Genomic DNA, 26,086 nt, shown 5'->3' with positions numbered 1-26,086 from the left:
CCCCCCCGGCGATGGGCTGCAAAGCAGCCCCAATGATTACACCCAGCTGCGCGATCAGCGATCAGGCAGGGTGATGTTCAGTTCCAGAATCGAGCAGCTGCCCTGGTTTTCCAGTTCGATCTGTACGTCGTCGTTGCCGATGTTGACGTACTTGCGGATCACCTCGACCAGCTCCTTCTGCAAGGCAGGCAGGTAGTCCGGGGTGCTGCGTTGGCCACGCTCGTGCGCCACGATGATCTGTAGACGCTCTTTCGCTACCGACGCGCTGCTCTGTTTCTGTCTGCCACGAAAGAAGTCAAAAAGGTTCATGGTTTATTTGCCTCCAAACAGGCGCGCGAAGAATCCTTGCTTCGGCACTTCGATGAACCGCAGTGGCTTGGGCTTGCCCAGCAGGCGGTCGACGGTGTCGCTGTACGCCTGGCCGGCATCGCTCTGGTCATCGAGGATGACCGGGATACCCTGGTTGGAGGCCTTCAGCACGGCTTGGGATTCGGGGATGACACCCAGCAGTTCGACCGAAAGGATTTCCTTGACGTCCTCGACGCCAAGCATTTCGCCCTTTTCGACGCGCTCGGGGTGATAGCGGGTGATCAGCAGGTGTTCCTTGATCGGGTCTTCGCCCTGTTCCGCACGGCGCGACTTGCTCGACAGCAGGCCGATCATGCGGTCGGAGTCACGTACCGACGAGACTTCCGGGTTGGTCACGACGATGGCTTCGTCGGCGAAGTACATCGCCAGGTGCGCACCTTTCTCGATACCGGCCGGTGAGTCGCAGACCACGAAGTCGAACTGGTCCTTGAGCTCCATCAATACCTTTTCGACGCCTTCCTTGGTCAGCGCGTCCTTGTCGCGGGTCTGGCTGGCGGCCAGCACGAACAGGTTTTCCAGGCGCTTGTCCTTGATCAGGGCCTGCTGCAGGTTGGCCTCGCCGTTGACCACGTTGACGAAGTCGTACACCACGCGGCGTTCGCAGCCCATGATCAGGTCGAGGTTACGCAGGCCGACGTCGAAGTCGACGATGACCGTCTTGTGCCCGCGCAGTGCGAGGCCGGTACCGATGGCGGCGCTGGTGGTGGTCTTGCCCACACCCCCCTTGCCGGAAGTAACCACGAGAATCTTGGCCAAGGTGTTTCACCCCTAAATAATTCGGGACAGACGTCCCTGCAAATACAAAAAACGGCAACGGGAAAAAAGTTGCGCTAAAAATGCCGGCAAGTATCCGTTAAAGACGGGTTATGTTCAACACGTCGCCGGACAGGCTGACTTGTACGCCCGAACCCCACAGCGGGTCGCGGCGCAGGTCTTCGCACACTTTGTACTGGCCCGCGATGGAGACCATTTCTGCGGTCATCTGCAGGCAGAAGATGCGCGCCTTGGTATTGCCCTTGATGCCGGCCAGGGCACGGCCGCGCATGGCGCCGTACACATGGATGTTGCCATCGGCGAGAAGTTCCGCGCCGGGGCTGACCGAGCCGGTCACCACCAGGTCGCCGCCCTGGGCGTAGATCTGCTGGCCGCCGCGCACCGTCGAGGTGATGATCCGCGTCGGGCGAACTTCGGGTTCGGCCGGCGCAGCTGGCGGCGCTGGCGCGGGCTCGGGCTTCTTCACCTCGGGCTCCGGCTCGAGCGGCCGTTCGCGGGCGCCGGACGGCGGCAGCACCGGCAGGTCGATGGCGATCGCGGCGGCGATGTCCTCGATGCGGCTGGCGCGGATCGCCAGGGTGCGCAGGCCATGGTGACGGCACACGCGCATCAATCCGGGCAGGTCAATGGCGCCTTCGTCATGGGGCAGCTTGTCCAGGGCCAGCACCAACGGTGTGTTGCTGAAGAAATTCGGCGCCTGCGCGACCTTCGCCGCCAGCTGGCGGTCGAGGGATTCGAGGTCGTTGCGCGCCAGTTCCAGCACGGTGATGGCAAGCATGCTGCCCTTGAGCTGGAACACGGGGGCGTTATCGGGTGTCGGGTTGGGGCTCATGGTCTGCATAGACGGCTTGTTGCGAAAAAAGTGCCCTGACTTATAGCGATAAGACCGTTTGCCCGCAACCGATGTAGAATGCCGGGCTCATGTCTTGCCGGAAGCTTCAATGGAACGCCCGCGTTTTCGATCCTCTTTCCTTCACCCGCGATTCTGGGGGCTGTGGCTGGGCCTGGGCCTGCTGTGGCTGGTCGCCCAGCTGCCGTACCGGGCTTTGCTGGGGCTGGGGCGCGCCCTGGGCGCGGTGATGTACCGGCTGGCGGGTGAGCGCCGGCGTATCGCCGCGCGCAACCTGGAGCTGTGCTTCCCGGCGCTGTCCGGCGACGAACGGCAGCGCCTGCTCAAGGAAAACTTTGCCTCCACCGGCATCGCCTTCTTCGAGATGGCCATGAGCTGGTGGTGGCCAAAGGCCCGACTGGCGCGCCTGGCCCACATCGAGGGCATCGAGCACCTGCAGGCCGCCCAGCGTGAAGGAGAGGGGGCCATTCTCATGGCCGTGCACTTCACCACCCTGGAGATCGGCGCTGCCTTGCTGGGCCAGGTGCATACCATCGACGGCATGTACCGCGAACATGGCAACCCGGTGTTCGACTTCATCCAGCGCCGCGGCCGCGAGCGTCACAACGCCGACTCGCTGGCGGTGGAGCGCGACGACGTGCGCGGCATGCTCAAGCTGCTGCGCAAGGGGCGGGCGATCTGGTACGCGCCGGATCAGGACTACGGCATCAAGCAAAGCATCTTCGTGCCGCTGTTCGGTATTCCCGCGGCCACCGTCACTGCCACCACCAAGTTCGCCCGGCTGGGCAAGGCGCGGGTGATTCCGTTCACCCAGAAGCGCCTGGAAGATGGCAGCGGCTATCGCCTGGTGGTGCATCCGCCGCTCGCGGACTTCCCCGGCGAAACCGAGGAGGCCGACTGCCTGCGCATCAACCAGTGGGTCGAGGGTGTGCTGCGCGAGTGCCCGGAGCAGTACCTGTGGGCGCATCGGCGCTTCAAATCGCGGCCTGAAGGCGAACCACGGCTGTACGACAAGAAAAAGCGTTAGGGAGCGGGCTTGCCCCGCGACAGGGCCGGTACTGGCAACCACTGACTCCAGGAAGGATGCATGACCTCAACCACCGGCCTGATCCTCTCCGGCGGCGGTGCCCGCGCCGCCTACCAGGTCGGCGTGCTGGCCGGCATTGCCGAACTGCTGCCACCGGGCGCCGCCAATCCTTTTCCGGTGATCGTCGGCACCTCGGCCGGCGCGATCAACGCGGTCAAGCTGGCCAGCGGCGCCACCCGCTTCGCCGAGTCGGTGGAGCAACTGACGGCATTCTGGCAGAACTTTCGCAGCCACCTGGTGCTGCGCAGCGACTGGCCAGGCGTGATCCGCCAGGCCAGCCGCTTCGTTGGCCACAGCCTGCTGGGGCTCGGCGGCCAGGTGCCGGTGGCACTGCTCGACAGCCGCCCATTGCGCCGCCTGTTGCACGAGCATCTGGACCTGGACGGCATCGCTCACTCACTGGCGGCCAATCAGTTGCGCGCCATCGCCGTGACCGCGTTCGGCTACGAGTCCGGCCAGGCGGTGACCTTCTACCAGGGCCGCGACACCATCGAACCCTGGTTGCGCCACCGCCGCATCGGCATGCCCACGCCGCTGACCATCGACCACCTGCTGGCCAGCTCGGCGATTCCTTTGCTGTTCGCGCCGGTGCGCCTGGGCGAGGAGTACTTCGGTGACGGCGCGGTGCGCCAGCCGGCGCCGATCAGCCCGGCGCTGCACCTGGGGGCCAGTCGCGTGCTGGTGGTCGGGGTCAGCGGCAACCCCCAGCGACCCTCGCCGCCCTTGCCGACCCAGCGCGTGTTCAGCGGCCAGCAACCGAGCCTGGCGCAGATCGGCGGACATATGCTCAACAGCACCTTCATCGACAGCCTCGAGGACGATATCGAGTTGCTGCAGCGGCTCAATCACCTCAGCCACCTGCTGCCGGCGCACCTGGACGCCCGGCGCCTGGGGCTGGCGCCGATCGAGGTACTGGTGGTGGCGCCCAGCCAGCCGCTGGACGAGATTGCTGCCCGTCATCGCCGCGAGCTGCCGGCGGCGCTGAGGCTGTTCCTGCGCGGCCCTGGGGCGACCAAGACCAGTGGGGCAGGGGTGCTGAGCTACCTGCTGTTCGAGGCGAGCTATTGCAGCGAGCTGATCGAGTTGGGGCGCAATGACGCCTTGGCCAAGAAGCGGGAGCTGTGCCAGTTCCTGGGGATTTGAGGTTTCCTGTACCGGCGCTCACAGCTACTGCATTGGCCTCAAGGGATGCATTGTCTCTGTGGGAGCCGGCTTGTCGTGGCGACGAACCGCGGCGAAAGGGCCGCGCAGCGGCCCCTGTTCACTCGGCGATCTGCAACTTGCGCGCCTGGGTATACACGTATCGCAGCTTCTCGTACTCGAACGGCGAGTTGGTCTGCCCGTAACGGAAGTTGGTGGTGTAGCGCTTGTCCACTGCCCGCAGCACGGTGAGTTCCGGGTGGTCGCTGGCGGTGTCGGGCACGTTCAGGTAGTTGATTTCCTTCTCCCCCACATAGTCCACCACCAGCCCGGTGGTGTCGCGCAGGTTCGACGGCCCGAGGATCGGCAGCATCAGGTATGGCCCGTCCGGCACCCCGTAGAAGCCCAGTGTCTGGCCGAAGTCCTCGCTCTGCCGAGGCAGGCCCATCTTGGTCGCCGGGTCCCATAGGCCACCGACACCGATGATGGTGTTGAACATCAGCCGCGCGGTGATTTCCGCTGAACGCTTGGGCTTGAGCTGCAGCACGCTGTTGAACAGATTGGGCACGTCGCCCAGGTTGTTGAAGAAGTTGCTCACCCCGGTGCGCACGAGGCCGGGCGTGACGTAGCGGTAGCCGTCGACCACCGGCAGGAACACCCACTGGTCGAAGCGGTAGTTGAAGTGGTAGATGCGCCGGTTCAGCGACTCCAGAGGGTCGTAGATGTTCAGCGCGGCCAGGGTCGAGCGTTCGAACTCGCGCTGGTCCAGGCCGGGGTTGAACTTGAGCTCGCGCAGTGGATCGACGAAGCCGTCGGCCTCCACGGTGAGGGTTTCGGTCTTGTCGGCCTCCACCACGCTGGCACGCGGCGCGACTTCCTCGGCCAGGGCGCAGCCGCTGGCGAGCAGGGCGGTGACGAGCAGCAGTCTGTTAACCACGGAAGAACTCCAGCATGGCGTCGCTGTTGACGCGGTAGTTGAGGTTGCCGCAATGGCCGCCATGGGGGTAGAGCGTCAGGCGTTCGCCGAACACCCGGCGCAGGAAGCCGATGTCGCCGGGGCCGAGGATCACGTCGTCGGCGTTGTGCATCACGGCGATCTTCGGGTTGTCGCGCAGATAGTCCTCCAGCGCGTACAGGCTCACCTGGTCGACCAGTTGCAGCAGGCTGTTGCCGTCGGTGCGCGCGCGCCACATGGGGATCACCTGCTCGGTCAGGTAGCAGTCGAAGTCGCATTGCAGGGCGCGTTTGAAGAAGGGCTCCAGGCTGCTGCCCTCGGTGATCGGAAACTTCGGCGGAATGATCAGCCCACGACGGTTGATCAGGTCGGAGGTGAAGGCGATGTCGGCGGCCGAGAAGCGGAACGAGGTGCCGATGAGCATGGCCATCTGCTCGTTGGACAGGTGCTGGCGCGACTTCTGGAAGTCGTAGAGCAACGCATCGTTGAGGTCGATGTAGCCCTTGTCCTGGAAGTAGCGGGTGAGCTTTTCCAGCATCAGTTCATAGAAGGTGGTGCTGCGGTCGATGCCCTTGACCCGGGTCTGTACCAGCTTGTCCAGGTTGGTGATCGAGGTGTACAGGTTGACTGGCGGGTTGAGCAGCAGCACACGCTTGAACTTGAAGCTCTGGCGGGTTTCGTCGAGCTTGCTGACGAACGCCGCGTCCAGCGCACCCAGGCTGTAGCCTGTCAGGTAATACTCGCTCACCGGCAGGCGTGCCTGTTGGGCGCGTACCGCCTGCATGACCCGGTACAAGTCCTTGGCGTCCTCGCTCGACACCCCGGGGGTGGCGAAGCGCGAGGCGGCGCTCATGAAGTCCCAGCTGGTGGGCGAGGACAGCTGCACCACATGGTAGCCGGCTTGGTAGAACAGCTTCTTCAGGTACTCGTTGATGCTGCTGGAGTAGGGCGCGCCGGTGCCGGCGATCAGGAAGATCAGCGGCGCTTCGTGGTCTTGCTTGGCCAGGCGGTAACGCAGTTTCTTCACCGACCAGAAATTATCGGGCAGGGTGAACTCGCGTTCCGGGCGCAGAGTGAGGCTGTAATCGGCCTGGTCGATGTCATCGTCGCTGGGCAGCGTCGGGCGCTGTTCCGGCGGCGTGGTGGCGATGGTCGCCTCGAACGGGTTGGTCAACGGGTAACCGTAGCTCGCGGCATCAATATCCCGCGCCGAGGCGGCCGCCGCCATGAGCAGGCCACCTAGCAGGGCGGCGAGACGCAAAGATCGAAGCATGAAGTCCCCCAGGGAAAACGCAAGGTCGTGCATTACGCAGGCTAGGACCACGACAGGCTGGACAAAGTTGCCCGTCGCCCTGTCGTTCGTCGCACCAGATGTTGCCGCGCCAGCCAACGTTTGTCTTGTGCAACATAGCTGCGGGGCCATGATTTTGCCTTTCAGCGCCCCTGTGAGGGATCATGCAGCGTTTCCATTACCGCTGTTGGAGAACCGGATGTCTCGTACCTGGCCACTCTTTGTCCTGCTGGTGGGCCTGCTCCTGTGGCTGGCGGCCAGCTATGGCGTGCGTTATGGGTTGATGGAGGATGCCCGTTGGGTCGGGTTGTGCAGTGCGCCAGGGGACATCTGGCAATGCCAGGCGCGATCGTTGCTCGGGCTGGGAATTCATTTCCAGGTCATGGCCTGGGGGGCATTGGGCCTGGCGCTGGTCTGTCAGTTGTTGCCGGGGCGGGGCGGCTGGTGGCTGGCGGTGCTGGCGTTGGCGCTCGGGGTTCCGGCGCTGGTGCTGTATACCGCGAGCATCGCGGTGTTTGCGTTGGTCCTGGCGGGGTTGCGGCTGGTACGGTAAATGCGCAGCCGTTGGGCGGCCCATCGCCGGCAAAGCGGGCATTGGTGCGCATCAGCTCACCCCACAGCCCCAGGCCCACAAGGTCTGACGCGCTTTTCTGTGGGAGTCGGCTTGCCGGCGAATCGAGGACGAAGTCCTCGCGCTCGGTTTCACGCCGGGCGCAACCTCAGGCTGCGCCACAACGCCCCGACCATCAATACGCTGACCACCGCCCAGCCCCACGCCTGCGGGTTCTGCAGCCCTTCGCGGAACAACTGCGGCGCCACCCCGGCACCCACGATGAAGGCCAGCAGCGCCACCTCCGCCCGCCGCGCCGGTACTGGCCGTAACAGATAGACCACCGCCGGCAGCAGCAATGCCGCGCTGGGGAAACTGCGATAGCGCGGATCGAACACCATCGCCAGCATGCTCACCGCTGCCGCGAACCCTGCCGCCAGCAACCCTGTGCCCGCGTGCTTCTCGAACCAGGCGAACAGCCGCTGACGCCAGCCGTCACGGCGGGCCAGCGCCAGCGCGCCGTGGGCCAGCACCAGCAGGTTCAGGCCGACCAGGGCAAACGTCCACAGCCATTCGCCGGCAAAGCGGGCATTGGTGCGCATCAGCTCACCCCACAGCCCCAGGCAGCCAGCGCCCAGGGCCGCGAGCAACGGCAACAGCAGAGCGGCGCGCTGGTCGGCCGGGCGCCCGGCCAGGGCCAGGGCCGCCAGCATCAGGATCACGCTGGCCAGCAACCATTGTGGCCAGAGTGCCAGGTTGCTCACCGGACCTTCGAGCACGCCCTTGTCCTGACGGTCGGCGTCGTACAGTCCCCAGTAGCCGCCCACGGCGCCTTCGCTGGCGCGCTTCCACGGCTGGTCGAAGGCTTCGATCAGGTTGTAGCGCCAACCGTTGGCTTCAGCCAGGGCAACGAAGCCGCGGATAAAGCGTGCTTCGTTGACCCGGCTCGGCTCGGCGGTTTCGCGCTGGCGGCCCTCGCTGGGCCAGCCGGTCTCGCCGATCAGGATGTCCTTGGGCGCAAAGCGGTTGCCGAACACCTGGCGCACCTCGGCGACATGGGCCAGCGCCGCATCGATGCCGCGAGGGTCGTCTTCCCAGTAGGGCAGCAGGTGGATGGTCAGGAAATCCACCGCCGGTGCAATCTGCGGATGCTGCAGCCAGAACTCCCAGACATCGGCGTAGGTCACAGGCACACTGACCTGGCGCTTGACCTTGTCGATCAGGCCGGCCAGGCGCTCGCCCGTGACTTCCTTGCGCAGCAGCGCCTCGTTGCCGACGATCACCGCGCTGACCACGTCGGGGTTGGCGTTGGCCGCGGCGATCAGCAGCTCGACTTCCTTGTCGGTGTCCACAGGGTTGGCGTTGACCCAGGCGCCGAGCATCACCTTCAGCCCGTGCTTGCGCGCCAGCGCCGGGATCGCCTCGAGACCCGTCATCGAATAGGTGCGGATGCACTGGAAACGCTCGCTGAGCAACGCCAGGTCGGCGTCCATGCGCGCCGGGCGCAGCCGGAACGGCTGGTCGAAGGGAGACTGGTCCTTGTCGAACGGGGTGTACGAGGCGCACTGCAGCTTGTGCGCAGGGCTGGCGGCGTCGGGCAGGTGCACCGGCTTGCCCAGCCCATACCAGAGGGCTGTCAGACATAGGAAGGCGAGCAGGCTGGCGAGCAGGTAGATCGTGCGCAACATCGGGCGGTCCATCGTCGTATTCGGGAACTGGGGCCGCACAGCAGCCCCAAAGGCCAGTGATAGTAGCCCGGCGCCAAGCGTTTGGCATGCAAGGATCGCGCAGACCGCCATGCTCGCATGGCGCTAATGGCACAGTGCTGTCGCTGATCGCTCGCTGAAGGTCGCTGACAGAGCAGGTCGCAGGGCGAGGCAAGTCGATGATGCAATCTCCAAGACCTGACGAGGGATGCTTTGATGGCGACTATTACAAGAATGCGACGTTTCCTGGGCGTGGGCACCGCCCTGGTTTTGGCCATGAGTACTGCGCAGGCGATGGCCAAGGAAGTCAGCATCGGTTACGTGGATGGCTGGTCCGACAGCGTCGCCACCACCAACGTGGCCGCCGAAGTGATCAGGCAGAAACTCGGCTATGACGTGAAGCTGCAGGCCGTGGCCACCGGCATCATGTGGCAGGGCGTGGCCACCGGCAAGCTCGACGCCATGCTCTCGGCCTGGCTGCCGGTGACCCATGGCGAGTACTGGACCAAGAACAAGGACAACGTGGTCGACTACGGCCCCAACTTCAAGGACGCCAAGATCGGCCTGATCGTCCCTGAATACGTCAAGGCCAACAGTATCGAAGATCTCAAGACCGATCAGAGCTTCAAGCAGAAGATCGTCGGTATCGATGCCGGCTCGGGGGTCATGCTCAAGACCGATCAGGCCATCAAGGACTACGGCTTGACCGGCTACAAGCTGACCGCCAGCTCCGGCGCGGCGATGACCGCGGAACTGGGCCGCTCCTACGCCAAGCAACAGTCGATCGCCGTGACCGGCTGGGTGCCGCACTGGATGTTCGCCAAATGGAAGCTGAAGTTCCTCGAGGATCCGAAAGGCGTGTATGGCGCTGCCGAGACCGTCAACAGCATCGGCAGCAAGGAACTGGCGAGCAAGGCCCCGGAAGTGGCCGAGTTCCTCAAGAAGTTCCAGTGGCAGTCCAAGGATGAGATCGGCGAGGTGATGCTGGCGATCCAGGAAGGCGCCAAGCCGGAGGCTGCGGCCAAGGACTGGGTGGCCGATCATCCGGAGCGGGTCAAGGAGTGGACCGGCAAGTAAGCGCTGGTCGAATCGCGGGGCAAGTCGCATCGGCGAACCGCCGCTCCCACGAACAATGGGAGCGGGCTTGCCCCGCGATGCGTTTGCGGTTGTTGCAAATTTTGCAAAACACCGTTGCATCTAAGACTAAGGTCGTCTGGTTGGCGTCCAGCGGCAGCATAAAGTGGAGTCGGGTTCTCCCTAATCTGTGCTGCTAGGACAAAAACAATGAACGACAGCATTTACCAATCGATACAGAACAGTCCGCGCTTCAAGGAACTGGTCACCAAGCGCGAGCGTTTCGCCTGGATCCTCTCGGCGATCATGCTCGGCCTCTATTGCGCCTTCATCCTCCTCATCGCCTATGGCCCGCACCTGCTCGGCGCCAAGCTCAGCGCCGGCTCGTCGATCACCTGGGGCATCCCCCTGGGGGTCGGCCTGATTCTCTCGGCATTCGTGCTCACCGCGCTCTATGTGCGCCGCGCCAACGGCGAATTCGACGAGTTGAACAAGGCGATCCTCGAGGAGGCCAAGCAATGATCCGACACGCCAAAACCCTGGCCGTCCTGGCCTGCGGTGCCTTCGCACCCGCCGTGTGGGCCGCCGATGCCCTGACCGGCGAGGTGCAGAAACAACCGCTGAACGTTGCTGCCATCGCCATGTTCGTGGCCTTTGTCGCCTTCACCCTGGGTATCACCTACTGGGCCTCCAAGCGCAACAAGTCGGCGGCCGACTACTATGCCGCCGGCGGCAAGATCACCGGTTTCCAGAACGGCCTGGCGATCGCCGGTGACTACATGTCGGCAGCCTCGTTCCTGGGAATTTCCGCGCTGGTGTTCACCTCCGGCTACGATGGCCTGATCTACTCCATCGGTTTCCTGGTTGGCTGGCCGATCATTCTCTTCCTGATTGCCGAACGCCTGCGCAACCTGGGCAAGTACACTTTCGCCGACGTGGCCTCGTATCGCCTCGGGCAGAAGGAAATCCGCACCCTGTCGGCTTCCGGTTCGCTGGTGGTGGTGGCGTTCTACCTGATCGCGCAGATGGTCGGGGCCGGCAAACTCATCGAGCTGCTGTTCGGCCTGGACTACCATGTGGCGGTGATCCTTGTCGGCATCCTGATGTGCCTGTACGTACTGTTCGGCGGCATGCTCGCCACCACCTGGGTACAGATCATCAAGGCGGTGCTGCTGCTGTCCGGTGCCAGCTTCATGGCACTGATGGTGATGAAGCATGTCGGCTTCGACTTCAACACCCTGTTCTCCGAGGCGATCAAGGTGCACGCCAAGGGCGAGGCGATCATGAGCCCGGGCGGCCTGGTCAAGGACCCGATCTCGGCCTTCTCGCTGGGCCTGGCGCTGATGTTCGGCACCGCCGGCCTGCCGCACATCCTGATGCGCTTCTTCACCGTCAGCGACGCCAAGGAAGCCCGCAAGTCGGTGCTCTACGCCACCGGTTTCATCGGTTACTTCTACATCCTTACCTTCATCATCGGCTTCGGCGCGATCCTGCTGGTCAGTACCAACCCCGACTTCAAGGATGCCGCTGGCGCCCTGATCGGCGGCAACAACATGGCGGCAGTACACCTGGCCGACGCGGTGGGTGGCAGCGTGTTCCTCGGCTTCATCTCGGCAGTGGCCTTCGCCACCATCCTCGCAGTGGTCGCGGGCCTGACCCTGGCCGGTGCCTCGGCGGTGTCCCATGACCTGTACGCCAGCGTCTGGCGCAAGGGCAAGGCCAACGACAAGGACGAGATCCGCGTGTCGAAGATCACCACCATCGCCCTGGGCGTGCTGGCGATCGGCCTGGGGATCCTGTTCGAGAAGCAGAACATCGCCTTCATGGTTGGCCTGGCCTTCTCCATCGCCGCCAGTTGCAACTTCCCGGTGCTGCTGCTTTCGATGTACTGGAAGAAACTGACCACCCGCGGCGCCATGATCGGTGGCTGGATGGGCCTGGTCAGTGCGGTGGGCCTGATGATCCTCGGCCCGACCATCTGGGTGCAGATCCTCGGTCATGAGAAAGCCATCTACCCATACGAGTACCCGGCACTGTTCTCGATGATCATCGCCTTCGCCGGCATCTGGTTCTTCTCGGTCACCGACAAGTCCAAGGCCGCCGAGAATGAACGTGCGCTGTTCTTCCCGCAGTTCGTCCGCTCGCAGACGGGGCTGGGCGCCAGCGGGGCGGTTTCCCACTGATGAGTAGATAGCACTCTGAACGAAGACGCCCCCGGCGGGGGCGTCTTCGTTTCCAGGTGTCTGTTGCAGGCTGAAGTCATATCCGCCCGAGTAACAACAGGATCAACAACACCACCAGCACCACGCCGATGATGCCGGAAGGACCGTAGCCCCAACTGCGCGAATGCGGGAAGACCGGTAAGCCACCGATCAGCAGCAGGATCAGGATGATGATGAGGATCGTGGTCATGGTGGAGTCCTTGCGTAATGGAAGGGCTGGGGCGGTCTGCTGGCCGCTTACTGTTTCCGACCAGTGGCTTCGCACAAAAATTCAATCGCCGTGGCGTAATGCTCATCTTCGCTACCCGTGCCATGACAGCGCGATGTCCACCTATTCAGCAGCCTGATGCCGCACCGCCCTCCAGCGAGTTCTGGCTAGACTCCAGCCCATTCCCACTGTTCAAGGCGCTCCACCATGCTCAACCGAATGATGATCACTGGCGCCGGCTCCGGCCTTGGCCGCGAGATTGCCCTGCGCTGGGCCCGCGAGGGCTGGCAGCTGGCCCTGGCAGACGTCAATGAGGCGGGCCTGCGCGAAACCTTGGCTTTGGTGCGCCAGGCCGGAGGCGACGGCTTCACCCAGCGCTGCGATGTGCGCGACTACAGCCAGCTCACAGCCCTGGCCCAGGCCTGCGAGGAAAAGTTCGGCGGCATCGATGTGATCGTCAACAACGCCGGGGTGGCTTCGGGCGGCTTCTTCGCCGAATTGTCCCTGGAAGACTGGGACTGGCAGATCGCGGTCAACCTGATGGGCGTGGTCAAGGGCTGCAAGGCGTTCCTGCCACAGCTCGAACGCAGCCGCGGGCGGATCATCAACATCGCCTCGATGGCGGCGTTGATGCAGGGGCCGGGCATGAGCAACTACAACGTGGCCAAGGCCGGCGTGCTGGCGCTGTCCGAAAGCCTGCTGGTGGAGCTGCGCCAGGTGGAGGTGGCGGTGCATGTGGTGTGCCCGTCGTTCTTCCTGACCAACCTGCTCGACTCGTTCCGTGGGCCGGACCCGGCGATGAAGGCGCAAGTGGGCAAGTTGCTGGAAGGCTCGCCGATCAATGCGGCCGACATCGCCGAGTATATTCATGAGCGGGTGGCTGCCGACGAGTTCCTGATCCTTCCCCATGAAGCCGGGCGTCAGGCCTGGAAACTCAAGTGCCAGGCACCCGAGCGGCTATACGACGAAATGGCGGACATGGCGGTCAAGATGCGGGCAAAGTCACGTAAAGCTAACTAATCAGAGAATTTCTGTAGGCTTTCTTTACCTTCACAAGTAGGAAATGTCTATTTCTGCGGCGAAGGATTGAGTAGGCGAAAGCTGGCGAGGCAGTCTCCGATTTTCCCTTGAGCGAGAGGCAACGGAGATGCTGGTTATCGGACGCGAAGTGGGCGAGGTCATCGTCATTGACGGGGGCATCAGGATTCAGGTGATGTCGGTGGAGAACGGCCAGGTGCGCTTCGGCATCTGCGCACCTCGAGAGGTGGAGGTGCACCGGGTAGAAGTCTACAAACGTATCAAGGCCCTGGAACTGGAGAAGCAGCGAGCCTGATGAGCCGTTACTCCAGCAGTTCCCGTGGTACTTCATGCCGGGCCAGCAACTGGCATTGCTGGCTTTCCAGGTCGAACAGGATGAACGCCTGCCCCTTGGCCAGCGCCTGGCGTACCCGCAGCACTCGGGTTTCCAGCGGCGTGTCGTCGCCATTGTCGGTGCCGTCGCGGGTGACGAAGTCCTCGATCAGGCGGGTGAGGGTTTCGCTTTCGAGTTGGTCGTGGGGGATCAGCATGGGTTTGGGCAGTGGTGATGGGGATGTGCGCATGCTACGTGAAATCCTCTGTCATGCGCAGTCGATTGGCGTAGGAAGCCTGTGCAGGAGCGGCGCAGAGCCGCTCCTGCAGATTGCTCTCAGCCCTTGTTGCCCACCAGGCTGTCCACCGCCGGCACCCGGGTGTCGCTTTCCATCTGCGCATCGTGCTCCAGCTGGTGGCTGAAGCGCTCCAGAGACGCACTGGCCGGCTGCGAGTCGCTGGCGAACACCGGGGGGCTGAGCAGGTAGGCGCCGAGCAGCCGGCTGAGCGCCGCCAGGCTGTCGATATGGGTGCGCTCATAGCCGTGAGTGGCATCGCAGCCGAAGGCCACCAGGGCGGTGCGGATATCATGCCCTGCGGTCACCGCCGAGTGGGCGTCGCTGAAGTAATAGCGGAACAGGTCGCGGCGCACCGGCAGGTCGCGGTCGCCGGCCAGTTTCAGCAGGTGGCGCGACAGGTGATAGTCGTAGGGCCCGGACGAGTCCTGCATGGCCACGCTCACCGCGTGTTCGCTGGACGCCTGCCCCGGTGCCACCGGTGCGATGTCGATGCCGACGAACTCGCTGACGTCCCAGGGCAGGGCGGCCGCTGCACCCGAGCCGGTCTCCTCGGTGATGGTGAACAGCGGGTGGCAGTCGATCAGCGGTTGCCTGCCACTTTCGACCACGGCCTTGAGCGCCGCCAGCAACGCAGCGACACCGGCCTTGTCGTCCAGGTGGCGTGCGCTGATATGGCCGCTTTCGGTGAATTCCGGCAAGGGGTCGAAGGCGACGAAGTCGCCGATGGCGATGCCCAGTGCTTCACAATCGGCGCGGGTGGTGCAGTAGGCGTCCAGGCGTACCTCCACATGCTCCCAACTGATCGGCATCTGGTCGATGGCGGTGTTGAAGGCGTGCCCGCTGGCCATCAGCGGCAGTACGCTGCCGCGGTACACGCCGGTGTCGGTGAACACGCTGACCCGGCTGCCCTCGGCGAAGCGGCTCGACCAGCAGCCCACCGGCGCCAGGGCCAGGCGGCCATTGTCCTGCAACTGGCGAACGCTGGCGCCGATGGTGTCCAGGTGCGCCGAAACGGCACGGTCAGGCGAGCTCTGGCGGCCCTTGAGGGTGGCGCGGATGGTGCCGCGACGGGTCAGCTCGAAGGGGATGCCCAGTTCATCCAGGCGCTCGGCAACGTAGCGCACGATGGTGTCGGTGAAGCCGGTGGGGCTGGGGATGGCGAGCATTTCCAGCAGGACGCGTTTGAGGTAGTCGAGATCGGGTTCGGGGTGTTTCTCAGGCATCAGGATCACTCCTTCGTTTCGAGGGCCTCATCGCGGGGCAAGCCCGCTCCCACGCAATCACGTGGGAGCGGGCTTGCCCCGCGATGGATTTCAGGCCAAAGCCCGGCTATGCGGGAACAACAAGTCGACGAAGCGCTCGGCCGTCGGTTGCGGCTCATGATTGGCCAGCCCGGCGCGCTCATTGGCTTCGATGATCACGTAGTCCGGGTGCTCGGCATCGCGGACCATGAAGTCCAGGCCGACCACCGGGATCTCCAGGGCGCGGGCGGCGCGCACGGCGGCGTCGGCCAGCACCGGGTGCAGGCGTTCGGTGACATCCTCCAGGGTGCCGCCGGTATGCAGGTTGGCGGTGCGGCGCACGGCCAGGCGTTGCCCGGCGGGGAGGATGTCGTCGTAACCCAGGCCCGCGCCTTTGAGCGTACGTTCGGTTTCGTCATCCAGCGGAATGCGGCTCTCGCCGCCCGTGGCGGCCTGGCGCCGACGGCTCTGCGCTTCGATCAGTGCACGGATGCTGTGCTTGCCGTCGCCGACCACCTGCGCCGGGTGACGGATCGCTGCCGCCACCACTTCGAAGCCGATCACCACGATGCGCAGGTCGCAGCCGGCATGGAAGCTCTCCAGCAGCACACGGCTGTCGAAGCGCCAGGCCTGCTCCACGGCATGGCTGACTTCATCGATCGTCGTGAGGTTGACCGCCACCCCTTGGCCCTGCTCGCCATCAACCGGCTTGACCACCACTGCGCCATGTTCGTCGAGAAACGCCAGGTTGTCGTCGGCGTTGCCCGCAAGCTGCTGCGCCGGCACCTGCAGCCCGGCATTGTGCAGGGCGTGGCGGGTCAGGCGCTTGTCCTGGCACAGGGTCATGGTCACGGCGCTGGTCAGGTCGCTCAACGATTCGCGACAGCGGATCCGCCGCCCGCCCAGGCTGAGGGTGAACAGGCCGCTGGCGGCATCGTCGACCTGCACCTCGATGCCGCGCCGCAGCGCTTCGTCGACGATGATCCGCGCATAGGGGTTGAGCGTCGCCTCGGGGCCAGGGCCGAGGAACAGTTGCTGGTTGATGCCGTTCTTGCGCTTGATGGCGAAGGTCGGCAGGTTGCGAAAGCCGAGCTTCTTGTACAGCCGTTTGGCCTGGCGGTTGTCGTGCAACACCGACAGGTCGAGGCAGGCCAGGCCGCGGCTCATGAAGTGCTCTATGAGGTGGCGTACCAGCACTTCGCCGACGCCGGGCCGCGTGCACTGCGGGTCCACCGCCAGGCACCACAGGCTGCAGCCGTGTTCGGGATCGTCGAAGGCCTTGCTGTGGTCCAGGCCCATGACGCTGCCGATCACCGCCTGGCTGTCCTCATCCTCGGCCAGCCAGTACACCGGCCCGCCGAGCTCGCGCGGGGTGAGCAGCTCGGGGTCGACCGGCAGCATGCCACGGGCCTGGTACAACGTGTTGATTGCCTGCCAGTCCGCCGGGCCCTGCGCCCGGCGGATGCGGAAGCCGCGGAACACCCGTTGCGCGGGGCGGTAGTCGGTGAACCACAGGCGCAAGGTGTCGGAGGGGTCGAGGAACAGTTGCTGCGGGGCCTGGGCCAGCACCTGCTGGGGGGCCGCGACGTACAGGGCGATGTCGCGCTCGCCCGCCTGCTCCTGCAGCAGGTCTTCGGCCAGGCTGAGCGGATCGGGGTAGGTATGCCCGATCAGCAGCCGGCCCCAGCCACAGTGCAGTGCCCGTGGCCGGTCGTGAGGCTCGCTGCCATCACCGGCCAGGCGCGCCTGCAGGCGCTCGTAGGATGGCGCCTGGCCGCGCAGCAAGCGCTGGCCGTAGGCGATCTCTTGGGCTTTCATCGGTCAGATTCCTTGTTCGCTGAGCCACAGGTTCAGGGCCGCCAGCTGCCACAGCTTGGAGCCGCGCAGTGGCGTGAGCTGGCCGTGCGGGTTGCTCAGCAGGCGGTCGAGCATGGCCGGGTCGAACAGGCCGCGATCCTGGCTCGGGTCGGTCAGCAGCTCGCGCACCCAGCCCAGGGTTGCGCCTTCCAGGTGCTTGAGGCCGGGTACCGGGAAGTAGCCCTTTTTGCGGTCGATCACCTCGTGGGGGATGACCCGCCGCGCCGCCTGCTTGAGCACTTGCTTGCCGCCATCAGGCAGCTTGAAGCGCGCCGGGATGCGCGCCGACAGCTCCACCAGGCGGTAGTCGAGGAACGGCGTGCGGGCCTCCAGGCCCCAGGCCATGGTCATGTTGTCGACCCGCTTGACCGGGTCGTCCACCAGCATCACCGTGCTGTCCAGGCGCAGCGCCTTGTCCACCGCGTCCGGCGCGCCGGGACGGGCGAAGTGCTCGCGCACGAAGTCGCCGGCCGCGTCGGTATCCAGACGCCAGGGCGCCTGCACGGTGGCGCGGTACTCGGCGTGGCTGCGGTCGAAGAAAGCCTCGCGATAGGCCGCGAAGGCATCCTCGGCGCCATCGACCTGCGGGTACCAGTGGTAGCCGGCGAACAGTTCGTCGGCGCCCTGGCCGCTCTGCACACCCTTGCAATGCTTGGCCACTTCCCGGGACAGCAGGTAGAAGGCGATGCAGTCGTGGCTGACCATCGGTTCGCTCATGGCGCGGAACGCCGCCGGCAGTTGCTCGATGATCTCGTGCTCGGCGATGCGCAACTGGTGGTGGCGGGTGCCGTAGTGCCGGGCGATCAGGTCGGAGTACTGGAACTCGTCGCCGCGTTCGCCGCCGGCGTCCTCGAAGCCGATGGAGAAGGTCGACAGGTCGTCTACCCCGGCCTCGCGCAACAGGCCGACCAGCAGGCTGGAATCGACACCGCCGGAGAGCAGCACGCCGACATCCACCGCCGCGCGCTGACGGATGGCCACGGCATCGCGGGTGGCGTCGAGCACGCGGGTGGTCCAACCCTCCAGGTCGAGTTCACGTTCGTCAGGGTTCGGGCCGTAGTGCAGCTGCCACCAGGTCTGGCGCTCGACTTCGCCATGGCGGTCGATGCGCATCCAGGTGCCGGGCTCGAGCTTCTGCACATTGGCCAGCAGGGTGCGCGGCGCGGGTACCACGGCGTGGAAGTTCAGGTAGTGATTGAGCGCCACCGGGTCGATCACCGGGTCGATATCCCCGCCCTTGAGCAGCGCCGGCAAGGTCGACGCGAAGCGCAGGCGCTCGCCATTGCGCGACAGGTACAGGGGCTTGACGCCCAGACGGTCGCGGGCCAGGAACAGGCGCTGGTTGTCGCGCTCCCAGATGGCCAGGGCGAACATGCCGTTGAGCTTGGGCAGCAGTGCCGCGCCCCAGGCGTGATAGCCCTTGAGCAGCACCTCGGTGTCGCCGTCCGACCAGAAGCGGTAGCCCAGGTCTTGCAGTTCCTGGCGCAGCTCGGGGAAGTTGTAGATGGCGCCATTGAAGGCCAAGGCCAGGCCCAGGTCATTGTCGACCATGGGCTGCGCCGAGCCGTCGGACAGGTCCATGATTTTCAGGCGGCGATGGCCGAGGGCGATCGGGCCCTGGCTATGGAAGCCCCAGGCGTCCGGGCCGCGGGGCGCCAGGTGATGGGTGATGCGCTCCACCGCGGCGAGGTCCGCCGGGCGAGAGGCTTGGTCGAGGGGGCTGAAACGTAACTCTCCTGCTAATCCGCACATGTAACGTAGACCCTTTGAGTTTCGGCACTCTTGGCGTTACTGGCTTTCAGCTCGTACCACTTTTGTACCACTTTCCAGCATTTTCAGCTTATCAAGCTCAGCCCAGTCGTTAGGCGAGTTGATCCACTTGGCATACGTGGAAAGCAAAACCTGCACGCTATGCCCGAGTTGCGCGGCGATGAATGCCGGGTTCATGCCGGCCATCAGGCACATGGTCGCGTACGTGTGGCGCGTGTCGTACATCCTGCGGCGCCTGATACCAAGCTTTCGCAGTGCTGCCAGCCAGTAGCGTTTTTGACTCGTCTCGGAGCGAATGAACATCCCCGAGCGGTCACCCGTCCCACTGGGCGCGAACACATAATCTGAACGAGCCTCGGTGAGCGGTCTGGCTTTTTCGAGCGCATGAAGCGCGCGATCGTTCAATAGAACTTTCCGGGTGCGCTTCGTTTTAGGGCGATCCTGGATCACACCACGGATCTGAATGCGGCACACGTTGGCCGTCTTTCCGCGCCTGTCGATCTCGCTCCAGCGCAGGGCCATCACCTCGCCTGGCCGCATTCCGGTGTAGAAGCATTACTCGAAATAGGCTGCGTAAATTGCCGTCATGCCGTTCGTCGTTTCGTACAGGTGGGTAAAGATCGAATCCGCCTCATCTTTGCGAACCCTATCCATTGGAAACCATGTTGCGCATTAATCTACTGCAAAACTGGTTTTCACTGAGTGACCCGGCCATGGAAGAAGCATTGTACGAGATCACCTCGATGCGCCAGTTTGGTCGACTGACGCTCAGCGCCCCGATCCCCGAGGACACGACGATCATGAATTTCCGACACCTGCAGGAGAAGCACCAGCTGGCGGGAGGTATCCTGGAGACCATCAACGGGTACCTGCGAGACAAAGGCTTATCGCTGCGCCAGGGCACGATCGTCGATGCCACGATCATCCACGCGCCCAGTTCGACCAAGAACAAGGAAGGCCAACGCGACTCGGAAATGCACCAGACGAAGAATGGAAACCAGTACTTCTTCGGCATGAAAGCGCATATCGGAGCCGACGCTGAATCGGGTCTGGTACATCATGTTCATGGCACCGCCGCCAACGTGGCTGACGTGACGGAAGTTGCCCATCTGTTGCACGGTGACAAAGCATGTTGTCTGTGCATGCAGAAAAACCGGAGGCGTCTCAGTTTTTTTGTGTAATGCGCGGCTGAAAAACCCGCTGAACCGACGCTGTCTGCGATCAGGGGCCGGATATCTGGTGACTTTTTCCGAGCATCCCTAGGGTCTGTATGAAAAGTCTTGAGACGAAGGTCAGACAAGGCGAAAACAGCCGAGGAACGGTCGGAGTCGCGCCCGACTTTACGGGTTGTAAATGAGCATTCCGAGGCTGTTTTCAACGCAGCATCACCGAGTATCAAGGCTTTTCATACAGAGCCTAGGAAGGCCCTGGATCTTTGTCACCAGAAATACCGTATTTGTAGGGGTAGGCCGGTGTATTCGGGTCCCATTTAAGAATGAATTTCTATTCAGGTGAAGGGCCTGAGAATTGTGCCTGCGATTGAGGGAGTGCTTTCAAGTGCTGTAAAAATGCAAAAATGTTCAGGCGGCGTTGCGTAATTCGATAAATTTTTAATAATCATGCCAGCCATTAAAAATGGCTACTGCATCTCAAGAGCGTGAGATAATTCTATGACTTTCGAGTAAAGCTGCAAGTTCTGCTGCTCAATCAGGTTGCTCAATCGGATAGATCAGCTTAGTCGCGTTGCTTAACGCCCAAGTATTATGTCACGAGCCGTTACGAACTGAGTGCAGAGGGATGAAAGCCATTGCGCGAACACCTTAACGCGGTGGTCCTCCGCGCTGCGTCGCAGCATCACGTAACGCGCTGGAGCCTTGACATATTTCCCAAAGGGGTTGACTAGCCGACCACTGATCAAGTCGTCGTAGACCAATGTAGCCCGTCCCATAGCAATCCCTTGGTCGTTAAGCGCTGCGCTGATTGCCAGGCAGGAGAGGTTGAATTGTGGCCCCTCTATGTGGCCGTGATATTCAGGCATGTGTGCATCCAGCCAGGTCTTCCATTCGATAAACTCCGGTGCTCCTGACCAAGGCGTCGCATCGTGTAGCAGCACGGCTTTATCAAGCGCCAGCCCGTTATCATGTTTTAGATTTTTTTCCACATAACGAGGCGTGGCGACGGGTACTAGATATTCGTCCATCAGGAAATCAGTATGCAGATGGCTGTAGCTCTCGGGATCATAGCGGACCGCTAGATCAATTTCTTGTTCGTCCATTAATTGCCGATCCAGCGCCTGAAACTCTGCTTTCAAACGCACCTGTATGCTGGTCTCCAAGCGATTAAACTCCGGCAAACGCGGCATGAGCCATTGCAGCGTGAAGGACGGTAGGCAATTTATTTGCAGCGGTGCATTGGGCGCTGCAAGACGGTTGATCGTCTGCTGCATCTCATTGATCAGACGCGTACTCACTTCGAACAATACGGCACCGTTCGGTGTGAGTGTCAGCGCCCGAGGTTTGCGTATAAACAAAGGGTAACCAAGCCGTTCCTCCAAGTGGCGGATCTGTTGGCTCACCGCACTTTGAGTCAAATTCAGATGGGCTGCAGCCTGAGTAAAGCTCAGGGTTCGGCCGGCGGCCTCAAAGCACCTGAGGCTACCCAACAGGGACGAATCGAGAGTGATAGCCATAAGGTGTCCTAATGCATTTGTTAGAAAAAATCGTTATAGGCAATTGTCGTGGAGCTCTAGTATTCCAAGCATCACGGTGCAGGATCAGACGATGCCTATCTCGAAAATTGAACGCAGTATATTAGAACAGCTTAGATCAAGGCAGCCTATGCTATGGGTCAACCCAACCCTTGGCCGGGCAGGCTCGAGCGGCATGCAGGAGGATCAACAGATCGAGGATGCCCGGCTGCGTCTTGCACGCTGTGCCCCCCTGTTGGCCAAGTTATTTCCTGAGCTTGAGCCTTGTAATGGCGTGGTGGAGTCCGAGCTGCAACCTGCCGGGCCTCTTCAGCAAGCGGTGTTCGCAGATGACACAGCTGCAGGGCATTGGTTCATCAAACGAGATGATCAGTTGCCGGTAGCGGGCTCTATCAAGGCCCGCGGTGGGTTTCATGAGGTCTTGGCTTTTGCAGAAAAAGTAGCCCTGGAGAATGGCTTGCTGCGTGACTCTGATGATCGGAGTGCGATGGCGAGCCAAAAAGCCCGTGAGCTTTTCTCGCGCTATGCGGTAACAGTCGGAAGCACCGGAAATCTAGGTTTGAGTATTGGTGTGATGGCTGCGGCATTGGGGTTCGACACTGTTGTGCACATGTCTGCTGATGCGAAGCAGTGGAAGAAAGATCGCCTGCGCAATCGTGGCGTCAGGGTTGTCGAGCATGCTGGTGATTACGCCCAAGCGGTTGCCGCCGGTAGGGCGCAGTCAGATCAGTCTCCGTTTAGCCATTTCGTCGACGATGAGCGGTCGCCGTTGTTGTTCTACGGTTATGCCGCTGCTGCTGAACACTTGGCCAAGCAATTAGCCGAGCACGGCCGAAGGGTTGAAGCCCAGAGTCCTCTATTCGTATACATACCCTGTGGCGTAGGTGGTGCACCAGGGGGAATCGCCTATGGTCTCAAGCTAATATTTGGTGATCATGTTCATTGCTTCTTCGCCGAACCTGTGGCTTCCCCATGTGTACTGGTGCAAATGGCGGCGGGTTGCGAAGAACCTGTCTCGGTGTACGACATCGGGCTGGATAACCAGACGGAGGCTGATGGATTGGCTGTTGGCCTTGCATCGGAGTTCGTTTGTCCGTTGATGGTTGATCGGCTTTCTGGTGTGTATACCGTCGCCGACGACCAGCTCTACCTGAACATGCTGTCACTAAGAGACGCCATGGGCGTAGAGATCGAACCTTCTTCGGCAGCAGCGATCGACGGCCCCGGCTGGCTGGTCAAAAGTGTGGAGGGGCAGGCTTATGTTGAAGCCTTAAGTCTTAATTTACAAAATGCCACTCATGTGATTTGGGCCACTGGCGGCTCTCTCGTTCCTCGTCAGGAGCTTGATCGCTTCTTTGAATACGCTCAAAGCATCAGCCGTTAATTACTATTTCATCGGTGGATGCGGGTACGTAATAACGATTGACCAGCGCCCATTCCCTAAACTGCCAAATGCCAAAAATTACAAGGAGCAGTCTCATGGAACACTCATCATGCGCCATCAGCGATCAAGCCGCTAAAAGCTTTGCGGATAAGACCTATCGCAAAGTGGCGTTGCGTTTTATTCCGTTTCTCATGCTATGTTATGTGATCGCCTATCTGGATCGAATTAACATCGGTATTGCAAAACTAAACATGCAGGCGGATCTACAGTTTAGCGAAGCCGCTTACGGTTTAGGAGCAGGCCTGTTTTTTATCGGTTATCTTATGTTTGAGGTTCCGAGTAATTTGATTCTGCACAGGGTGGGCGCTCGCATATGGATCGCGCGGATCATGATAACCTGGGGCATCCTGTCCGGAATGATGGCGTTCGTAAGTGAGCCTTGGCATTTTTACACCCTCCGATTTCTTCTCGGCGTGGCTGAGGCCGGTTTCTATCCAGGGGTAATTCTGTTCCTGACCTACTGGTTTCCCAACCATCGACGGGGAAAAATGACGGCGATTTTTCAAGCAGGTATTCCAGTTGCGGGTCTGGTCGGCAGCCCTCTGTCCGGTTGGATCATGGAGCACTTCCACATGGTGGGTGGGCATCCTGGTTGGCAGTGGATGTTCGTGATTGAGGCTTTGCCAACTCTGCCGCTGGCCATCGGTGTTTTGTTGATTTTGTCGAACCGGGTTCAAGATGCGAAGTGGCTCAGTGCAGAAGAGAGGAGCCTGATTGAGCATGATTTGGCTCAGGATGATCGGGGTAAAGAGCACATGACTTTCATGCAGGTGCTGCGGGACACTCGAATCATCCGCATCATTCTGATGACCTTTGCAGCCATGATGGCGCTGTACACACTGGGCTTCTATCTGCCGACCTTGATCCGTGATGCCGGTGCGACGGGCGCCACTGAAATCGGAGTGCTCAGCGCAATTCCCTATTTTGTAGCAATAATCACCATGGTGCTGGTAGGGCGTAGCTCCGACAAGCACGGGGAACGACGCTGGCATCTGGCTGGGGTGATGCTGGTTGGTGCACTTGGGCTTATTGGCAGTACGTTTGCAGGGCAGAATTTGGTCTTGGCAGTGATCTGCCTGTCCATTGCTGCAGGAGGGATCATCAGCTTTTCTCCAATAATGTGGACATTGCCTACCGCGTTTCTTGGGGGGGCGACGGCAGCTGCTTGCATTGGTGTGATTAACAGCTTGGCTAACTTGGGTGGCTTCGTTTCGCCTTATATGATCGGTTGGGTCCGTGATACCTATCAGAGCACTACTCCTGCTGTTTACCTGGTTGCAATTGCCCTGATTATCGGCGCGATTATTTCGCTTACGCTTAATAATAAAAGGTTTAGTAATCATGGCCGTTCAAATTCTGTCGCGGAGGCAGATTGATGAATAAGAAAGCACCGATCCGATTGGCAGTCGCCGGGATCATCCATGAAACTAATACCTACACCACCAGCGTTACAGGTGCTACAGAGCTGAAAAGCTTCGAGCAATATCAAGGGCAGGAGATTGTTGAGGCATTTGCTGGTGCAAACCACCAGGTTGGTGGCTTCATTGAAGGTGCCAGCAAGCTTGGCGCATGCCTTGAACCGTGCTACCTGGGGCAGGCGACCCCGTCGGGTACCATCTCTACAAACGCTTATGCCGCAATGAAGCAGGCGATCGTGAGCGAGATTCAGCGCGTCCTGCCAATTGATGGTGTGTTGTTGGCGCTACATGGCGCAGGGGTAGCGGAGGGGGTTGAAGACATCGAAGGGGACATTGCCCAGGCTGTACGTGACCTTGTGGGGCAGAACGTGCCTATCGCTGCGGTGTATGACCTGCATGGCAACGTCACTATACAGATGCAAGAGACCTGCGATATTTCCCTACCATGCCGTTTGTATCCGCACACTGATTTTCGTGATCGTGGCGTCGAGGCAGTGGAGTTGATCCTGCGCATGCTCGATGATGAGCTTAAGCCGGTTAGTGTCATTCGCCGTTTGCCCATGCTTCCCTATATCGTCGCTACACAAGAGGGATACATACCGTTTCAGGTAAATGAGCTTTGTCGGCGTTTGATGGAGCAGTCAGGAGTCGTTGACTGTTCATGGTTCCACGGTTTTCCTTATGCCGACATTGCAGCACCGTGCCCAACCGTGATCTGTACCACCAACGGTGATGAGCAGTTAGCTCAGCGTTGTGTCGATAAAGTAGCCGAGTGGATCTGGGCCAACCGAGAAACGTTCAGGCCTGAGTACCCGTCCCCTGAAAAGGGTGTGGCCATGGCGCTTGAGCATGCTGGCAAGCCGATCGTGATCAACGAATACGCCGATAATCCTGGGGGCGGCACACCGGGTGATGGCACGCATCTCTTGAGGGCGTTGCTTGACGCGAACCCTCCACCTGGGGAGTGCTGTTTCGCCGCTATTAATGATGCAGCGGTTGTCCGTCAAGCGCAGCATGCAGGTGTAGGCGCAACCATCCGTGTCTCTCTCGGTGGTAAACAGGGTGAATTACAGGGAAGCCCTATCGAAGTTGATGCGTACGTCAAATCCATTACCGATGGACGCTTTGCCAATCGGCCAGGCGCTATGTTTGCGGGAGTGAAATTCGATCTGGGCGCGATGTGTCGACTGATCATCCAGGGAATTGATGTCATCGTCGCTTCACGCGCGGAGCAGATCTATGACACGGAGCCGTTTGCACTGCATGGCTTGGACGTTAGCGGACACAAAATCATTGCAATCAAGGGAGCTAACCATTTCCGAGCCTACTTCAACGGTATGGCGGAGCAGATTATCACGGTCGACAGCGTAGGATTGAGCACAGCGAACATCACGAGCTTCCCTCGTAGCCGCTTGCTAGGCCCATTCTGGCCCCTTCAAGAACTAGATGGGCCTTATAGGTTTTGAGAAAACTGCATGCCCTGCCTGATGTCTCCCGCGTGGGTAAATCTGAGTTTGAGGATGTCCTGCAAAGGACGTCCTGGTACGCGCGCTCATAGGCTTTAACGCCAGAAAGCCCCAGTGTCTCTCAGCGCGTAGCCGACCGCTTAGACTTCCCAGTATGTGTGATCGGGTCAGGTGAATAAGTGGAGGCTTCGGGGATCCCCGTAGATGTTGGCGTCGCTTCTACATACGACCCGGCCAGGCTCGCAAACTACGCTGCAAAAAAATGGCAGAACTATATCGATGGTGGTATCGAGGTATATGATTAAACG

General features: G+C 61.6%; 24 protein-coding genes and 1 pseudogene. 12 read left to right on the top strand and 13 right to left on the bottom strand.

Annotated elements, in window-relative coordinates:
- Window positions 1–54 precede the first annotated feature (54 nt).
- The 3 genes from minE to minC all read right to left on the bottom strand — a co-directional run bounded on the left by minE (window position 55) and on the right by minC (window position 1,984).
- Complete coding sequence (gene minE / locus AC3WL2_RS10200) at window positions 55–309, bottom strand: cell division topological specificity factor MinE (RefSeq protein WP_023631120.1); 255 nt, start codon at window positions 307–309, stop codon at window positions 55–57.
- A 3-nt stretch (window positions 310–312) separates the two neighbouring features.
- On the bottom strand, window positions 313–1,125 hold the full coding sequence (gene minD / locus AC3WL2_RS10195) for a septum site-determining protein MinD (protein WP_023631119.1): 813 nt from the start codon (window positions 1,123–1,125) through the stop codon (window positions 313–315).
- Between the two features lie 97 nt (window positions 1,126–1,222).
- Window positions 1,223–1,984 (bottom strand): septum site-determining protein MinC, encoded by a 762-nt coding sequence (gene minC / locus AC3WL2_RS10190; RefSeq protein ID WP_102685445.1) that lies wholly within the window; start codon window positions 1,982–1,984, stop codon window positions 1,223–1,225.
- 100 nt (window positions 1,985–2,084) lie between these two features.
- Here minC and AC3WL2_RS10185 point away from each other — a divergent pair, with 100 nt between their 5' ends.
- The gene (locus tag AC3WL2_RS10185) at window positions 2,085–3,020 is read left to right on the top strand and encodes a lipid A biosynthesis lauroyl acyltransferase (protein ID WP_102685446.1); all 936 of its coding nucleotides are present in this window, start codon (window positions 2,085–2,087) and stop codon (window positions 3,018–3,020) included.
- A gap of 60 nt (window positions 3,021–3,080) precedes the next feature.
- On the top strand, window positions 3,081–4,223 hold the full coding sequence (locus AC3WL2_RS10180; RefSeq protein WP_102685447.1) for a patatin-like phospholipase family protein: 1,143 nt from the start codon (window positions 3,081–3,083) through the stop codon (window positions 4,221–4,223).
- Between the two features lie 118 nt (window positions 4,224–4,341).
- Here the strand turns inward: AC3WL2_RS10180 and AC3WL2_RS10175 are convergent, their stop codons facing one another.
- Both AC3WL2_RS10175 and AC3WL2_RS10170 read right to left on the bottom strand, forming a co-directional pair.
- Window positions 4,342–5,157, bottom strand: coding sequence for an MlaA family lipoprotein (locus AC3WL2_RS10175; protein ID WP_102685448.1), 816 nt, complete (start codon window positions 5,155–5,157; stop codon window positions 4,342–4,344).
- Window positions 5,150–6,448, bottom strand: coding sequence for a serine/threonine protein kinase (locus AC3WL2_RS10170; protein ID WP_102685449.1), 1,299 nt, complete (start codon window positions 6,446–6,448; stop codon window positions 5,150–5,152). The genes AC3WL2_RS10175 and AC3WL2_RS10170 overlap by 8 nt, the downstream gene beginning before the upstream one ends.
- Before the next feature lie 217 nt (window positions 6,449–6,665).
- Here AC3WL2_RS10170 and AC3WL2_RS10165 point away from each other — a divergent pair, with 217 nt between their 5' ends.
- Window positions 6,666–7,019, top strand: a complete 354-nt coding sequence (locus tag AC3WL2_RS10165; RefSeq protein ID WP_102685450.1) for a hypothetical protein — start codon at window positions 6,666–6,668, stop codon at window positions 7,017–7,019.
- Between the two features lie 149 nt (window positions 7,020–7,168).
- Here AC3WL2_RS10165 and AC3WL2_RS10160 read toward each other — a convergent pair whose 3' ends face one another.
- The gene (locus tag AC3WL2_RS10160; protein WP_371918134.1) at window positions 7,169–8,704 is read right to left on the bottom strand and encodes a glycoside hydrolase family 17 protein; all 1,536 of its coding nucleotides are present in this window, start codon (window positions 8,702–8,704) and stop codon (window positions 7,169–7,171) included.
- A 234-nt stretch (window positions 8,705–8,938) separates the two neighbouring features.
- Between AC3WL2_RS10160 and AC3WL2_RS10155 the strand changes: the two genes are divergently transcribed.
- The 3 genes from AC3WL2_RS10155 (at window position 8,939) to AC3WL2_RS10145 (ending at window position 11,979) form a co-directional block, all read left to right on the top strand.
- Window positions 8,939–9,799: a glycine betaine ABC transporter substrate-binding protein gene (locus AC3WL2_RS10155; protein ID WP_102684286.1), complete on the top strand. Its 861-nt coding sequence runs from the start codon at window positions 8,939–8,941 to the stop codon at window positions 9,797–9,799.
- Window positions 9,800–10,006: 207 nt separating this feature from the next.
- Window positions 10,007–10,318, top strand: coding sequence for a DUF485 domain-containing protein (locus AC3WL2_RS10150; RefSeq protein ID WP_102684287.1), 312 nt, complete (start codon window positions 10,007–10,009; stop codon window positions 10,316–10,318).
- Entirely contained in the window at window positions 10,315–11,979 is a 1,665-nt protein-coding gene (locus AC3WL2_RS10145; RefSeq protein WP_102684288.1) for a cation acetate symporter, read from the top strand. The genes AC3WL2_RS10150 and AC3WL2_RS10145 overlap by 4 nt, the downstream gene beginning before the upstream one ends.
- A 76-nt stretch (window positions 11,980–12,055) precedes the next feature.
- Here AC3WL2_RS10145 and AC3WL2_RS10140 read toward each other — a convergent pair whose 3' ends face one another.
- Entirely contained in the window at window positions 12,056–12,208 is a 153-nt protein-coding gene (locus tag AC3WL2_RS10140; RefSeq protein WP_046854586.1) for a DUF3309 family protein, read from the bottom strand.
- Between the two features lie 225 nt (window positions 12,209–12,433).
- On the opposite strand from AC3WL2_RS10140, the gene AC3WL2_RS10135 reads away from it, so the two are divergent.
- On the top strand, window positions 12,434–13,246 hold the full coding sequence (locus tag AC3WL2_RS10135; RefSeq protein WP_102684289.1) for an SDR family oxidoreductase: 813 nt from the start codon (window positions 12,434–12,436) through the stop codon (window positions 13,244–13,246).
- Window positions 13,247–13,373: 127 nt separating this feature from the next.
- A complete protein-coding gene (locus AC3WL2_RS10130) occupies window positions 13,374–13,559 on the top strand; it encodes a carbon storage regulator (RefSeq protein WP_102684290.1) in 186 nt (61 codons plus the stop codon).
- Window positions 13,560–13,566: 7 nt separating this feature from the next.
- Here AC3WL2_RS10130 and AC3WL2_RS10125 read toward each other — a convergent pair whose 3' ends face one another.
- From AC3WL2_RS10125 to AC3WL2_RS10105, 5 genes are all read right to left on the bottom strand, one after another.
- Window positions 13,567–13,794, bottom strand: coding sequence for a YheU family protein (locus AC3WL2_RS10125; RefSeq protein ID WP_023630058.1), 228 nt, complete (start codon window positions 13,792–13,794; stop codon window positions 13,567–13,569).
- 119 nt (window positions 13,795–13,913) lie between these two features.
- Complete coding sequence (locus AC3WL2_RS10120; RefSeq protein WP_102684291.1) at window positions 13,914–15,098, bottom strand: osmoprotectant NAGGN system M42 family peptidase; 1,185 nt, start codon at window positions 15,096–15,098, stop codon at window positions 13,914–13,916.
- 90 nt (window positions 15,099–15,188) lie between these two features.
- Window positions 15,189–16,934, bottom strand: coding sequence for an N-acetylglutaminylglutamine synthetase (gene ngg, locus AC3WL2_RS10115; protein ID WP_102684292.1), 1,746 nt, complete (start codon window positions 16,932–16,934; stop codon window positions 15,189–15,191).
- 3 nt (window positions 16,935–16,937) lie between these two features.
- Window positions 16,938–18,725 carry an N-acetylglutaminylglutamine amidotransferase gene (locus AC3WL2_RS10110; protein ID WP_102684293.1) on the bottom strand — a complete coding sequence of 596 codons (1,788 nt, stop codon included), beginning with the start codon at window positions 18,723–18,725 and terminating at the stop codon, window positions 16,938–16,940.
- 36 nt (window positions 18,726–18,761) lie between these two features.
- Window positions 18,762–19,283, bottom strand: coding sequence for a site-specific integrase (locus tag AC3WL2_RS10105; RefSeq protein WP_256582707.1), 522 nt, complete (start codon window positions 19,281–19,283; stop codon window positions 18,762–18,764).
- Window positions 19,284–19,390: 107 nt separating this feature from the next.
- Here AC3WL2_RS10105 and AC3WL2_RS10100 point away from each other — a divergent pair.
- Window positions 19,391–19,870, top strand: a pseudogene (locus tag AC3WL2_RS10100) (IS5 family transposase); the annotation flags it as partial.
- A 620-nt stretch (window positions 19,871–20,490) separates the two neighbouring features.
- Here AC3WL2_RS10100 and AC3WL2_RS10095 read toward each other — a convergent pair.
- Entirely contained in the window at window positions 20,491–21,432 is a 942-nt protein-coding gene (locus AC3WL2_RS10095) for a LysR family transcriptional regulator (RefSeq protein ID WP_102684294.1), read from the bottom strand.
- 91 nt (window positions 21,433–21,523) lie between these two features.
- Here AC3WL2_RS10095 and dsdA point away from each other — a divergent pair, with 91 nt between their 5' ends.
- The 3 genes from dsdA to AC3WL2_RS10080 all read left to right on the top strand — a co-directional run bounded on the left by dsdA (window position 21,524) and on the right by AC3WL2_RS10080 (window position 25,778).
- Window positions 21,524–22,834 carry a D-serine ammonia-lyase gene (gene dsdA / locus AC3WL2_RS10090; RefSeq protein WP_102684295.1) on the top strand — a complete coding sequence of 437 codons (1,311 nt, stop codon included), beginning with the start codon at window positions 21,524–21,526 and terminating at the stop codon, window positions 22,832–22,834.
- A gap of 95 nt (window positions 22,835–22,929) precedes the next feature.
- On the top strand, window positions 22,930–24,270 hold the full coding sequence (locus AC3WL2_RS10085; RefSeq protein ID WP_173862453.1) for an MFS transporter: 1,341 nt from the start codon (window positions 22,930–22,932) through the stop codon (window positions 24,268–24,270).
- Complete coding sequence (locus AC3WL2_RS10080) at window positions 24,270–25,778, top strand: M81 family metallopeptidase (RefSeq protein WP_102684296.1); 1,509 nt, start codon at window positions 24,270–24,272, stop codon at window positions 25,776–25,778. The genes AC3WL2_RS10085 and AC3WL2_RS10080 overlap by 1 nt, the downstream gene beginning before the upstream one ends.
- The last annotated feature ends 308 nt before the right edge of the window (window positions 25,779–26,086 follow it).

This window comes from Pseudomonas sp. FW305-96, assembly GCF_058783825.1.
Note: the sequence above shows the minus strand (reverse complement) of the source record. Positions and strands in the feature narration are given on the sequence as shown.

Excerpts from the sequence above, each read along its gene's own strand:
- AC3WL2_RS10120 (WP_102684291.1), bottom strand. The coding sequence starts at position 15,098 with ATGCCTGAGAAACACCCCGAACCCGATCTCGACTACCTCAAACGCGTC.
- AC3WL2_RS10160 (WP_371918134.1), bottom strand. The coding sequence starts at position 8,704 with ATGTTGCGCACGATCTACCTGCTCGCCAGCCTGCTCGCCTTCCTATGT.
- AC3WL2_RS10140 (WP_046854586.1), bottom strand. The coding sequence starts at position 12,208 with ATGACCACGATCCTCATCATCATCCTGATCCTGCTGCTGATCGGTGGC.
- AC3WL2_RS10105 (WP_256582707.1), bottom strand. The coding sequence starts at position 19,283 with ATGCGGCCAGGCGAGGTGATGGCCCTGCGCTGGAGCGAGATCGACAGG.
- AC3WL2_RS10145 (WP_102684288.1), top strand. The coding sequence starts at position 10,315 with ATGATCCGACACGCCAAAACCCTGGCCGTCCTGGCCTGCGGTGCCTTC.
- AC3WL2_RS10085 (WP_173862453.1), top strand. The coding sequence starts at position 22,930 with ATGGAACACTCATCATGCGCCATCAGCGATCAAGCCGCTAAAAGCTTT.
- minC (WP_102685445.1), bottom strand. The coding sequence starts at position 1,984 with ATGCAGACCATGAGCCCCAACCCGACACCCGATAACGCCCCCGTGTTC.
- ngg (WP_102684292.1), bottom strand. The coding sequence starts at position 16,934 with ATGAAAGCCCAAGAGATCGCCTACGGCCAGCGCTTGCTGCGCGGCCAG.
- minE (WP_023631120.1), bottom strand. The coding sequence starts at position 309 with ATGAACCTTTTTGACTTCTTTCGTGGCAGACAGAAACAGAGCAGCGCG.
- AC3WL2_RS10125 (WP_023630058.1), bottom strand. The coding sequence starts at position 13,794 with ATGCTGATCCCCCACGACCAACTCGAAAGCGAAACCCTCACCCGCCTG.
- AC3WL2_RS10170 (WP_102685449.1), bottom strand. The coding sequence starts at position 6,448 with ATGCTTCGATCTTTGCGTCTCGCCGCCCTGCTAGGTGGCCTGCTCATG.
- dsdA (WP_102684295.1), top strand. The coding sequence starts at position 21,524 with ATGCCTATCTCGAAAATTGAACGCAGTATATTAGAACAGCTTAGATCA.
- AC3WL2_RS10180 (WP_102685447.1), top strand. The coding sequence starts at position 3,081 with ATGACCTCAACCACCGGCCTGATCCTCTCCGGCGGCGGTGCCCGCGCC.
- AC3WL2_RS10095 (WP_102684294.1), bottom strand. The coding sequence starts at position 21,432 with ATGGCTATCACTCTCGATTCGTCCCTGTTGGGTAGCCTCAGGTGCTTT.
- AC3WL2_RS10110 (WP_102684293.1), bottom strand. The coding sequence starts at position 18,725 with ATGTGCGGATTAGCAGGAGAGTTACGTTTCAGCCCCCTCGACCAAGCC.
- AC3WL2_RS10130 (WP_102684290.1), top strand. The coding sequence starts at position 13,374 with ATGCTGGTTATCGGACGCGAAGTGGGCGAGGTCATCGTCATTGACGGG.
- AC3WL2_RS10185 (WP_102685446.1), top strand. The coding sequence starts at position 2,085 with ATGGAACGCCCGCGTTTTCGATCCTCTTTCCTTCACCCGCGATTCTGG.
- AC3WL2_RS10135 (WP_102684289.1), top strand. The coding sequence starts at position 12,434 with ATGCTCAACCGAATGATGATCACTGGCGCCGGCTCCGGCCTTGGCCGC.
- AC3WL2_RS10080 (WP_102684296.1), top strand. The coding sequence starts at position 24,270 with ATGAATAAGAAAGCACCGATCCGATTGGCAGTCGCCGGGATCATCCAT.
- AC3WL2_RS10150 (WP_102684287.1), top strand. The coding sequence starts at position 10,007 with ATGAACGACAGCATTTACCAATCGATACAGAACAGTCCGCGCTTCAAG.
- AC3WL2_RS10165 (WP_102685450.1), top strand. The coding sequence starts at position 6,666 with ATGTCTCGTACCTGGCCACTCTTTGTCCTGCTGGTGGGCCTGCTCCTG.
- AC3WL2_RS10155 (WP_102684286.1), top strand. The coding sequence starts at position 8,939 with ATGGCGACTATTACAAGAATGCGACGTTTCCTGGGCGTGGGCACCGCC.